This window comes from Sphingobium sp. VMM, from assembly GCF_056790315.1.
Window position 1 is genome coordinate 196,258 of sequence record NZ_JBXGSI010000002.1, and the last position, 12,204, is coordinate 208,461.

A 12,204-nucleotide genomic window follows, 5' to 3' on the forward strand; every position below is an offset into this window, starting at 1 on the left:
TGCCCCCGGCCGCTCGACGCGACTGAAAGGGAAGCCGATGTCCTCTGCCCCGCCCGTTGCCTGGCATGCGCTGCCGCCCGAAGAGGCGCTGGCAACGCTGTCCGTCGAAGCGACCGGGCTGGACCAGCGCGATGCCGAGGCCCGGCTGCGGCGCTATGGTCCCAATGCCCTGCCCGAAGCGCCGCGCCAGCATCCGCTGCTGCGCTTCCTGGCGCATTTCAACAGCGTGCTGATCTATTTCCTGCTGGGTGCGGCGCTGATCGCGCTGCTGCTGAACCATGGCATCGATGCCGCCGTGATCCTGGCTGTGGTGCTGGTGAATGCGGTCGTCGGTTTCATCCAGGAGGGCAAGGCCGAAGAGGCGCTGGGCGCGATCCAGGACATGATCGCGCCGCATGCCATGGTGCTGCGCAGCGGCGAACGGCGCGTCGTGGCGGTGCCCGATCTGGTGCCGGGTGACATCGTGCTGCTGGAAGCGGGCGACCGGGTGCCGGCCGATATCCGGCTGCTGCGCGCCCGCGGCCTGCTGATCGACGAGGCGGCGCTGACCGGCGAATCGGTCGCGGCGGAAAAGCATCAGACGCTGATTGCCGCCGACGCCGGCATCGCCGACCAGAGCAACATGGCCTTTTCCGGCACGCTGGTCGCCGCCGGCCAGGCGACCGGCCTGGTGGTGGAGACCGGCAGCCACACCCAGATCGGCCGGATCAGCGGCATGCTGAAGGCGGTCGAGGTCGGCAAGACGCCGCTGGTGCGGCAGATCGACGATTTCGCCCGGCTGATGACCTGGTCGGTGCTGGCCGGCGCGGTCGTCCTGTTCCTGTTCGCGGTGCTGGCGCGCGGCTTCCACTGGATCGATGCGTTGATCGCCATCGTCGCGCTGTCGGTCGGCGTCGTGCCGGAAGGACTGCCCGCCGTCATCACCATCACGCTGGCGATCGGCGTGCAGCGCATGGCCGCGCGCCAGGCGGTGATCCGGCGCCTGCCGGCGGTCGAGACGCTGGGCGCCACATCGGTGATCTGCACCGACAAGACCGGCACGCTGACGCGCAACGAGATGACCGTGCGTCACCTGCTGCTGCCCGGCGGCGACCTGCATGTCAGCGGATCGGGCTATGCGCCGACGGGCGCCATCAGTGTCGCTGGCGGCGGCGACGATGCGGAGGGGCTGGCCGATGCCGCGCCAATCCTGCGCTGCGGCCTGTTGTGTAACGATGCCCTGCTGCGCCAAGCGGATGACGGCTGGACCGTGCAGGGCGACCCGATGGAGGGGGCACTGGTCGCGCTGGCGATGAAGGCGGGGCTGAGCGCTGACCATGTGCGCGACGAGTGGCCGCGGATCGACGAAATCCCGTTCGACGCCGCCTATCGCTTCATGGCGACGCTGCATCGCGCGCCCGATGGCAGCAGCGCCATCTTCATCAAGGGTGCGCCCGAAGCAGTGCTGGCGATGGCCGGCGCGGATATCGTCGCCTGGGACGCGCGACTGTCGGCCGCGGCCGACCGGGGCGAACGCCTGCTGGGCTTTGCCGTCAAGCGGATCACAGGGGCGCCCGACCGGATCGGCTTCGACGATCTGAAGAACGGGGTCGAGCTGCTGGGGCTGATGGGCTTCATCGATCCGCCACGCGACGAGGCACGCCAGGCGATCGCCCAGTGCCGGTCGGCCGGCATCGCCGTCAAGATGATCACCGGCGACCATGTCGGCACCGCCATCGCCATCGCCCGCCAACTGGCGCTGGACGATGATCCCCAGGCGATGAGCGGCGCCGAGGTCGAGGCGCTGGACGATGCTGCGCTGGCGGCGCGGGTGCGCGATGTCGATGTGTTCGCCCGCTCCTCCCCCGAGCACAAGCTGCGCATCGTCCGCGCGCTCCAGTCGCACGGGCTGGTCGTCGCCATGACCGGCGACGGCGTCAACGATGCGCCGTCGCTGAAACAGGCCGATGTCGGCACGGCGATGGGGATCAAGGGCACGGAGGCCGCCAAGGAAGCGGCCGAGATGGTGCTGCTGGACGATAATTTCGCGTCGATCGTGGCGGCCGTGCGCGAAGGGCGCACCGTCTATGACAATATCCGCAAGGTCATCAGCTGGACGCTGCCGACCAATGGCGGCGAGACGCTGGCGGTGGTGATCGCGATCATTGCCGGCTTTGCCCTGCCGATGACGGCAACGCAGATATTGTGGATCAACCTGGTGCTGACGGTGACGCTGGGGCTGGTACTGGCGTTCGAGCCGACCGAGCCGGGAACGATGGAGCGGCGGCCGCGTGCCGCCGGCGCGCCGCTGCTTTCCCCCTTCCTGCTGTGGCGCATCATGCTGGTATCGGTGCTGATGGGGGCGATGGCGCTGGGGATATTCTTCTATGCCCAGCATGTCGGCCACGACATCGACACCGCCCGGACCATGGTGGTCAACATGCTGATCGTGGGCGAAATATTCTATCTGTTCAATGTGCGCTTCCTGCACATGCGATCGCTGACGCTGCGCGGCGCGATGGGCACGCCGGTCGTGCTGGCGGCTATCGTGGCGGTGGTGATCGCCCAGTTGCTCTTCACCTATGCGCCGTTCATGCACGATATTTTCGACAGCCGGCCGCTGTCGCTGACCGACGGGCTGATGATCATCGGCCTGGGCGCGGCGATGTTCGCCGTGCTGGAACTCGAAAAGCTGGCCGCCCATCGGCTCGCCTGGTTCGAGGATATCTGACCGCCATTATCCACAGTCCAACAGCCGCAGAAGAAGGAGGAAATGATGCCGACGACCATGCGAGCCGCGATTGCCAGGACGTTCAAGGCGCCGCTGACGATCGAGGAGATAGCGATACCCGAGCCGGGGCCTGGCGAGGTGCTGGTGAAGATCGTCGCCAGTGGCGTATGCCATACCGATCTGCACGCAATCGATGGCGACTGGCCGGTGAAGCCGACCCTGCCGCTGATCCCCGGCCATGAGGGCGTGGGCCATGTCGTGGCACTGGGTGCGGGTGTCACCGACCTGAAGGAAGGCGACGCCGTCGGCATCCCCTGGCTGCACGACGCCTGCCGCGCCTGCGAATATTGCGAGACCGGCTGGGAAACGCTGTGCGAGCGGCAGCATAATACCGGCTACAGCGTCAACGGCACCTATGCCGAATATGCGATTGCCAGCGCGCCCTTTGCCGGCCGCCTGCCCGACAGTGTCGATTTCGTGACGATGGCGCCGATCCTGTGCGCGGGCGTCACCGTCTACAAGGGGCTGAAGGAAACCGAGGCGAAGCCGGGCGAATGGGTGACCATTTCCGGCGTCGGCGGGCTGGGCCATGTCGCCGTGCAATATGCCAAGGCGATGGGCCTGCATGTCGTGGCGCTGGACATTGGCGAGAGCAAGCTGGAGCTGGCCCGGTCGCTGGGCGCCGACCTGGCGCTGGATGCGCGGGCCGACAATGTCGTGGCGGAAGTGCAGAATGCGACCGGCGGTGGCGCCCATGGCGTGCTGGTGACGGCGGTGTCGCCCCCCGCCTTTGCCCAGGCGATCGCCTGCACCCGCCGGCGCGCGACCGTCAGCCTGGTCGGCCTGCCGCCGGGCGATTTCCCGACGCCAATCTTCGACGTGGTGCTCAAGCGCGTGACCGTGCGCGGGTCGATCGTCGGCACGCGGCGCGACCTGGCCGAAGCGATCGCCTTCGCGGTCGAGGGCAAGGTCAAGGCACATGTGACGCCCCGGCCGTTCGACGATGTGAACGCCGTGCTGGACGAATTGCGCGCCGGCAAGGTGGACGGGCGCATCTCGCTCACCCTGTAACGGGCGGGTGACGGCCGGGCGCGGGCGGTGCATGCCGCCCGCGCCGCCGGTCAGCGGCGTGCTTCGAAGATGGAGATGCGGCGCGGCTGGCGCGGCTGCACCGCCTGGCCCAGTTCGCGTTGCAGCATGGCCAGCATCCAGGCGCGGTGCCGGGCCATGAATTCGGGGAAACCCTCTGCCCTGGCCGGGTCGAACACGGGCACCTGCCAGTCGGCCGGCTGATCGAGATAGGGCGGGATCACGTCGCCCGCCGCCTCGGCCGGCAGGTCGACATGGCTGCCCCAGTATCGATTGTCGCGGAAGCGGATAAATTGGGCCGGGGCGAAGCCCGCCTTGATGAGATAATCGGGGCCGGACCGACCGCTTTCGCTGCCATAGCGGGCGGTGCCGGCAACCTTGAAGTCATTTTCGACGATGCGGACATCCTGCGCCCAGCCGTCCCAGTTGGTCGCCACCACCATCTGCACATCCATGCCCTTGCCGACATGGATCACATTCTTCTCCACCAGCACGTCAGAGACATTGCCGGCGAGCTGGAAGATGCGCAGCGCGTCGTTGCGGCTGACATTGTAGCGCGCGACGGTACCGCGATTGCCCAGATTATCCTTGTCGTTGCGGCCGGGCGAGCAGATCAGCAGGAAGCCGCCGGCATTGTCGTGGCTGTAATTGTAGAGCAATGTCGTGCGACGCGAATTGAAGTCGCTGTCAAAGCCCTGCCCGTCATAGCGGGTGCGGGTATAGGCGGCCTCGTTGAGCTGGATCAGACTGTTGTCGGTGCTCCACTGCCAGATGCCGGCATTATAGCCGGGTGCTCGGGCACCGGCATAGCGCACGATATTATGTTCGATCAGGGCGCCGTCGGTGCCGCGCGGGACGATGCCGTCGCCGCCGATATCCTCGACCAGATTGTCGCGGATCACGATCTTTTCGCTGGGGAACCAGTCCTTGGCGCTGATCCGGTCGGCGATGCCGGCAATGCCGGACCGGTCGACCTTCCAGACGATATTGCGTTCGATCACCAGATCCTGAAAGCGGGTCGGCAACTTCTTCCCGGTCGCGCTGAAGACGATGCCGCCATTATCCTTGCGATCATTCACGCCGCGCACGTCGTGAATATACATGTCGCTGATGCGGATACCGCGCGTCACGCCCCGGTCGACCGCGGAGACCAGCACGCCGAAACGCTGGGCCGGGGCGGGATTGTCGTTAGTGACTTCCAGCCCGCTGACGCTGACATATTCGGCGTTGATGACGCCCACGCCATGGGGCGAGACACCGCCGGCGTCGATGCGCGGCCGTGCGCCGGTGCCGAAGGCGGCGACGCTGATCGGCGCGCCGGAGCGGCCCGATCGGGTGATGGTGAGCGGCTCCTGCCAGCGCGATCCGGCCATCAGCAGCACCTGATCGCCCGGCATCAGCGGATAGTCGCGCACCCGCGCCAGGCTGCGCCAGGGTTGGTCGGCGGTGGTGCCGGCGGCGCGATCATTGCCGGTGGCGCTGTTGACATAATAGGTCGTCGCCTGCGCCGCGGATGTCGCACCCGCGGTCAGGACCAGGAAAGGCAGGAAGATTGTCAGCGCCCGGCCATGCCGGCTTTTACCCATGATCATATTGCGCGCCATTCTATCGGTCGCGCGCTGAATGCAAGGTGAAGTCGCCTCAGCCGGGCGTGCGGCAGGCCTGGCGCGGGTCGATTTCCGGTGCCGGGGATGGGGCAGCGGGGAGAGCGATGCCCTGTGCCTGCGCCACCCGTTCGATGATGCCGCCGCCGCCCGGCAGGGCTTCGGCCTGGGCATAGGCCGGGTCGGCCTCCGCCTGTGCCAGCGGAATATAGCGCGCGCCGGCGGCATCGAGCCGGGCCATGACATCGGGCAGGGTGTCCGCGGTCCAGGCGCCGACATGGAGCAGCAGCACATGCGGGATCGGGCGGCCATGGACGCGCTGGGCATTGGCCTTTACCCGCGCGATCGCCTGATCGACCACGGCCAGATAGTGACGCTTCATCGCCGCGATCATGCGATCGTCGCCCTGCGCGCGGCAGCGGGCATAGGCATCGCTATAATCCCAGTCCTCGAAAGCGAGGCTGACGCTGGCGATGCGATAGCCGCGCTGTTTCAGGAAGGCGGCGGCGCCGTCATGGCGGGTCGCATCCTTGCCGCTCGACAGGTTGGGGAAGCGCAGCCAGTGCCAGTCCCCTTTCCCCATATGCTGTTCCAGCGCCGGCTCGCCCGCGATCACATCCGCCTGCCAGGCGTCGAGCGAGGACGCGCCGTCGAGATTCAAATGGCTGTAGCTGTGGTTGGCGAGCGGATAGCCGGCCTGACGCCAGAGCGTCAGCACCGCGTCCGACGCCGGATCCTCCGCCAGCCCACGCGCATTGACGAAGCCATAGGCCTCCGTGACATGATGCGCCTTCAGGGTCGCCAGGAAGCGGCGGGCGATATCGGCGCGGGTGGTGCCGGGCGGCAACTGGCCATGGGCAGGCAGATCATCGACCGTGATCGCGACATCGAACCGGGGCGGATCGCCCGCCTGCGCCGCCGCTGCGCTGCCCAGCAGCAGGCAAAGGGCCATGGCCCGCTTCATCATCTCCGCCTCTCCCGCTGAATGTCCGCAGCGGTCCTAGCCCGGCCGCGCGGATCATTCGAGCAGTTTCAGCACATCCTGTTGCCGGGCATTGGCCTGGGCCAGCATCGCCGTCGCCGCCTGCGACAGGATCTGGCTCTTGGCGAGGGCGGTGGATTCGGTGGAGAAGTCGGCATCCTCGATCCGCGAGCGGGCGTCGGTGAGGTTGACGATATTGGTGTCGAGCTGGCTGGAGATGGATTCCAGCCGGCTCTGCGCCGCGCCCAGATTGACGCGGGCGGTCGATATCTGCGCCAGCGCCGCGTCGATCACCGCCAGCCCCTGCTGCGCGGTCACGCCGATCTGGGCGTAGGATTTATAGTCGGAATCGGTGAAGGCGACATAGCCTTCCGGGTCCATCCAGCCAAATCCGCCAAGATCATTGGTGCGCTCGACGGCGGCCACACCGACATCATAGTCCAAGGTCAAATCGATATTGCTGATTCCCACGAAGCGCATCGTGCCACCAACCCACAGGTCGGTGCCCAGCAGGGTGAAATCGTCGCTGTTGCTGCGCAGGGTCGGCAGGGTGATGGCGACATTGTCCGTCGCATTGGCGCCGGCCTGGACATTGATGACGGTACTGCCGGCGCTGTGCATCAGTTCATCGCGATAATTGTAGGGGCCGTGGATATCGAGCAGATCGCCATCCGCATTATAGTCGCGGGCCGCCGTCCCTTGCGTCGTGTTCGAAAACAGGTTCACGCCGTTGAATTCGCTGTTCTGCAGCAACGCGTTGATCTGGGCGACGGTCTGATCCATTTCGGTCTGGAGCGCGGCGCGATCCTCCGGCCGGTTGACGCCATTGGCCGCCTGGAGCGTCAGTTCGCGCATGCGCTGCAGGCTGTTCTGGACCTCGCCCAATATGCCCTCGGCCGTCTGGGTCAGCGATATGGCGTCGGCCGCGTTGCGCTTGGCCACTTCCATGCCGCGCAGCTGGCTCGTCATGGTCTGGGCGATGGCCATGCCGGCCGCATCATCCTTGGCCGAATTGATCCGCTTGCCGGTCGACAATTTCTCGCTTGCCTGGCCCTGGGCCTTGGTGGCCGCCTCGATCGCCCGCTGCGCGCGCAGCGCCGCGCTGTTGGTTCCGATCACGCTCATGGGATGTCCTCCATCCATGCCAGGCAGGAAGATGCCGGCGTCTGTGGGACCGGGCGACGCGGGTCGCAAAGCGCCGCCCGGCAACCGAAAGGCGTTGCCCCCAAACGGTCGCCCCCGTGATGGCCGCGTCGCAGCGCCCGGCCTATCCGGTTAATTCCCGGATAAGATTGAAACGGCAGGGAATTTCCCGGCTTGGCAGGCGAGTGATCCGGGCTAGGACAGGGCCATGGCCACCCTGTCCCCCATAAGCGCCCGGCCGCGCCCTTTTCGCCTGGAGGCGCACGCCATCGACTGGCGGCTGGTGGCGCTGCTGCTGGCCTATCCCTTCGCGTTCAAGCTGGCGCATATGGCAGCCAGCCCGTGGGGCGGCGCCCATTTCTTCAGCCTCTGGTATCCCGCTGCCGGCGTGCGGCTGGCGCTGCTGTGGCGGATCGGCGCGCGCTTCACGCCGGTCCTGATCGTCGAGGAATGCGTGATCCAGTTGCTGACCGGCACGATCATATGGGGCGGTCCCGAATTTCTCAACCAGCTGGGCGGGGTGGCGCGCGCGCCCGCCGCCTATGGCCTGATGATCGCGCTGGTGCGCTTCATCGAACGGCGCAGCCGGTCGGAACTGGCGATCGCGCCGATGCCCTTCGGCCTGGCCGCAGTGCTGGCGCCGACGCTGGTGTCCTTCACCGCCGGCTTCTGGGAATGGCTGTGGCCCGGCGTGTCCGGCACCCTGCCCAGCCAGCCGGTCGCCACCACCATCGCCGCCTTCCTGGTCGGCGACCTGCTGGGCGTGCTGCTGGTCGCGCCGCCCCTGCTGTGGATCGGCACGCGCAATGAAGAGGCGCGGCGGCTGATGCAGATCGGGCGCGGCCGCGCGGTCGAGGCGGCCGCCGTCTTCGTCTTTGCCTGGCTGCTCGCCTGGGGTCTGGCGCGGGTCGAACCCCAGATCGCGGTCACGCCGGTGCTGATCGGCGCGATCTGGGTGGGGCTGCGCTGTGGCCGGCTGGGCGCCTGGATTGCGATCATCCTGTCGGCCGCGATCATCCTGCCCTGGTCGGCGCCATTGTCGGCCAGCGCCACCCGCTTCGCGCTGCACATGGGTCTCGCTGCGATGGCGATTGCCACCTATCTGGCCGGCAGCTTTGCCGAGGCGCAGATCCGCGCCCGCGAGGATATCGCCCGGCGCGACCGCATCCTGTTCCAGGCCGAGCGGCTGAAGACACTGCGCGCCATGTCGGTGGCAATCATTCACGAGATCAGCCAGCCGCTGTCGACGCTGGCGATCGAGACCCGGCATCTGTCCGCCCTGTCGCGCGATCCGCAGCCCGACCTGGCGGAGATGCGCGAGAGCATCGAGCTGGTCGATCGCAAGGCGGCTTTGCTGGCCGACATGGTGCGACGGCTGCGCAGCTTTGGCGGGCGCGCGGTCGACGAACCATCGCCGATCATCGTCGGCCAGATGCTGCGCGACTGTGCCGGCATGGTCGGCGGCGAGGCGCGCAGCCTGGGCTGCGCCATCAGCCTGCCGCCGATGGATGCGCGCTTGCAGGTCACCGGGCATGAGATCGAACTGACACAGATATTGCTCAACCTGCTGCGCAACGCGATGCTGGCGGCGCCCGGATCGACCATCGAAATCGCCGTGGAAAGCCGGGCCGATCAGGTGACGATCCATGTCGCCAACCCGGTCCCGTCCCCCACCCCCGACTATGGCGGCATGGGCATCGGCCTGCTGGTGGCGCGCGCCATCGCCGACGCCCATGGCGGCACGCTGACCCGCGACATCGCGCAGGGCCGCGCGCGTGCCAGCCTGTCCCTGCCCCGCACGGAGCCCAGCCATGACTGACCCGGCCGATCCCGCCATCATCCATGTGGTCGATGACGACCCTGATCTGGGCCGGGCGGTGGCGCGGCTGCTGGGCCGGCATGGCTATCGCACCCAGGCGTTCGACACGCCCCGCGCGATGCTGCGCGCCCAGGCCGACGAGCCGGCCCATTGCCTGGTCACCGACGTGATGATGGCGGACATGGACGGCTTTGCCTTTGCCGAGCGGATGCGGGCGCAGGATCCGGCGGTGGCGATCATCTTCATGACCGCCTGGCCGACCACCAGCAGCGCGGTGGATTCGGTGCGCCGCTATGGCGGGCTCGACTATCTGGAAAAGCCGATCGACGAGGGCCGGCTGCTGGCGGCCGTGGCTGAGGGCGCGCGCTGGAGCCGGCAGCGACGCGGAGCGCTGGCCCGGCTGGCGCCGCTGACCCCGCGCGAGCGCGAGGTGCTGCACTGCCTGGCCCAGGGGATGAGCAACAAGATGGTCGCCGCCGCCCTGTCGCTGAGCCCCAAGACGATCGAGGATCATCGCGCCGCGATCGTCGCCAAGACCGGCGCCAGCAGCCCCGCCGCCCTGATCGCCCTGGTGCGGGAGGCGAGCGGCACCGAGGGCTAGATTGTCTTGTTGTGCGCGGCGATGGTCGGGCTATCTAGGCCGATGATCGATCCCCGCGCGCTTCGCACCTTCCTCGCCGTCTGCCGTGCCAATTCGATCAGCGGCGGCGCGCGGCTGCTCAACATCTCCCAGCCATCGGTGTCCAATGCGATCGCGCAACTGGAACAGTCGGTCGGCGCGGCCCTGTTCGCCCGGTCGCGCAGCGGCATCAGCCTGACGCCGGAGGGCGAAGTGCTGCTGCGCCGGGCGGAGGCGGTCGACAGCCTGATCAGCGGCGCGGAGGAGGAATTGCGACTGGCGCGCGCGGGCGTGACCGGGCCGCTGCGCGTCGGCGGCACGCCGGGCGCCCTCGTCAGCCTGCTGCCCGACGCGGTGCGCCGGCTGGAGGACAAGATGGGTCATTTCGCGCTGCATGCGGTGGAGCGGCCCGACCATGACCTGGCCGACATGCTGCACCGGGGCGAGATCGAGCTGGCCTTCGTCACCACGGGGCTGGAGGAACCGCCCGAGGGGATCGAGGAAATCACCTTCGCGCAGGATCCGTTCGCGCTGGTCGTGGGGCGCCGCAACGACCATCTGCCGGCCGAGGTGTCGCTGCGCGACATGATGGCCAAGCGCTGGGTGCTGCCGGAGGCGCGGGGCGCCTTTCGCCGGCAGATCGACGCGCTGTTCATGGCGGCGGGCGTGCCGGTGCCGCAGGATGTGATCCGGTGCGATTCGCTGCTGACGACCAAGGCGATGGTGCGGAACAGCAGCCGGCTGACCATATTGCCCATGAAGGTGGCGGCGGCCGAACTGTCGATCGGCGTGCTGCGCGCGATCGCGATCCGCGAAGCGACCTTCCAGCGCAGCATCGGCATCCGCAAGCTGAAGGATGCGCGCCTGTCGCGGCTGGGCGAGGCGCTGCTGGACATCATGATCCATAGCTCCAAGCTATGACGTTCCCAAAAATCATTATTATTCTTGCGTATAAATTCGGCGCATAAGGGCATTCAACAAGAGACCAAGGGAGAGCCCTCGTGCGGCAGCTGATCCGCGATATTGCGATTTTCGACGGGACCGGCAGTGCGCCCTTCCCCGGCGCGGTCATGATCGAGGGCGATCGCATCGCCGCCATCCTGCGCGACGAAGCCGCGATCGACGCGGCGCAGGCCGACATGGTGATCGACGGCCAGGGCGCGACGCTGATGCCCGGCATGATCGACGCCCATACCCATCTGACATGGGGCAGCTCGGTCGAGAAAATCTATCATCAGTTCATCCTGCCGCCCGAGGAGCTGAAGGTCGCCGCCTGGCGCAATGCCCGCGTGCTGCTCGACCATGGCTATACCAGCCTCTATTCGGCCGGCGCGCTGGGCGACCAGATCGAACCGGAACTGGCCCGCGCCATAGCGGCCGGCGAAACCCCCGGCCCGCGCCTGGTGCCCTCCACGCTGGAGCGCAGCCCGGAAGGCGAGGAAGGGGTCGAAACCGGCGATGTCTTCAACGGGCGGGGGCCCGAAGCAATGCGCGCCTTCGTCGCCTATTGCGCGGCGGAGGGCGTCAAGTCGCTCAAGCTGGTGATTTCGGGCGAGGATGCGCTCAAGCCCGGATCGTCGCAGGACATTCTCTATACCGACGAAGAGATGATCGCGGCCGGCGAGGCGGCGAAGGACGCGGGCCTGTGGATCGCCACCCATGCCTATAGCCCGCGCGCCATCAATCTGGCGCTCGAAGCCGGCGCCCGCATCCTCTATCATTGCTCCTTCGCCGACGATGCAGCGGTCGACGCCATGGCGGCGAAGAAGGACGCCATCTTCTACGCCCCCGGCCCCGGCGTATCGGTCGCCGCGCTGGAGGCCAATCCGCCGCCCCATATCAATATGGCGTCGATGAAGGCGAGCGCGGCCGAGCGGCTGGAACTGGAAAAGACATTGGTGCCCAAATTGAAGGCGCGCGGCGTGCGTGTCCTGCCCGGCGGCGACTATGGCTTCCCCTTCAATCCCCATGGCCGCAACGCCCGCGACCTGGAGCATTTCGTCACCTATTATGGCTTCACCCCGGCCGAGGCGCTGCATGCCGCCACCATGCTGGGCGGCGAGCTGATGGACCAGCCCGTGGGCCAGGTGAAGCCGGGCTATCTCGCCGACCTGCTGCTGGTCGAGGGTGATCCGACGACGGACGTCCGCCTGCTGCAGGATGCGGCCAATATCAAGATGATCATGCTGGGCGGGCGGATGCACAAATCCCCCGTGCCCGAGCCCCTGACGGTCTGAC

The 12,204-nt window shown here is 67.6% G+C and carries 9 protein-coding genes; 6 read left to right on the forward strand and 3 right to left on the reverse strand.

Annotated features, from left to right (window positions below; translation table 11 throughout):
* The first annotated feature begins 37 nt into the window (after positions 1-37).
* On the forward strand, positions 38-2,710 hold the full coding sequence (locus ACUCV3_RS03510; protein ID WP_278377030.1) for an HAD-IC family P-type ATPase: 2,673 nt from the start codon (positions 38-40) through the stop codon (positions 2,708-2,710).
* 45 nt (positions 2,711-2,755) lie between these two features.
* Entirely contained in the window at positions 2,756-3,781 is a 1,026-nt protein-coding gene (locus ACUCV3_RS03515) for a zinc-dependent alcohol dehydrogenase (protein WP_004208408.1), read from the forward strand.
* Between the two features lie 50 nt (positions 3,782-3,831).
* Here the strand turns inward: ACUCV3_RS03515 and ACUCV3_RS03520 are convergent, their stop codons facing one another.
* From ACUCV3_RS03520 to ACUCV3_RS03530, 3 genes are read right to left on the reverse strand one after another with little or no spacing between them, the layout of a single operon-like run.
* Positions 3,832-5,391 carry a right-handed parallel beta-helix repeat-containing protein gene (locus ACUCV3_RS03520; RefSeq protein WP_230588548.1) on the reverse strand — a complete coding sequence of 520 codons (1,560 nt, stop codon included), beginning with the start codon at positions 5,389-5,391 and terminating at the stop codon, positions 3,832-3,834.
* Between the two features lie 49 nt (positions 5,392-5,440).
* A complete protein-coding gene (locus ACUCV3_RS03525) occupies positions 5,441-6,370 on the reverse strand; it encodes a polysaccharide deacetylase family protein (RefSeq protein ID WP_122928312.1) in 930 nt (309 codons plus the stop codon).
* A gap of 51 nt (positions 6,371-6,421) precedes the next feature.
* Positions 6,422-7,510, reverse strand: a complete 1,089-nt coding sequence (locus ACUCV3_RS03530; protein WP_122928313.1) for a flagellin N-terminal helical domain-containing protein — start codon at positions 7,508-7,510, stop codon at positions 6,422-6,424.
* 226 nt (positions 7,511-7,736) lie between these two features.
* Here ACUCV3_RS03530 and ACUCV3_RS03535 point away from each other — a divergent pair, with 226 nt between their 5' ends.
* The 4 genes from ACUCV3_RS03535 (at position 7,737) to ACUCV3_RS03550 (ending at position 12,203) form a co-directional block, all read left to right on the forward strand.
* Positions 7,737-9,347, forward strand: coding sequence for a sensor histidine kinase (locus tag ACUCV3_RS03535; RefSeq protein ID WP_122928314.1), 1,611 nt, complete (start codon positions 7,737-7,739; stop codon positions 9,345-9,347).
* Positions 9,340-9,948 carry a response regulator transcription factor gene (locus tag ACUCV3_RS03540; protein ID WP_122928315.1) on the forward strand — a complete coding sequence of 203 codons (609 nt, stop codon included), beginning with the start codon at positions 9,340-9,342 and terminating at the stop codon, positions 9,946-9,948. Before ACUCV3_RS03535 ends, ACUCV3_RS03540 begins: the two co-directional genes overlap by 8 nt.
* A gap of 42 nt (positions 9,949-9,990) precedes the next feature.
* Entirely contained in the window at positions 9,991-10,887 is an 897-nt protein-coding gene (locus ACUCV3_RS03545; protein WP_010338918.1) for a LysR family transcriptional regulator, read from the forward strand.
* An 80-nt stretch (positions 10,888-10,967) separates the two neighbouring features.
* Positions 10,968-12,203, forward strand: coding sequence for an amidohydrolase family protein (locus ACUCV3_RS03550; protein ID WP_122928316.1), 1,236 nt, complete (start codon positions 10,968-10,970; stop codon positions 12,201-12,203).
* The last annotated feature ends 1 nt before the right edge of the window (position 12,204 follow it).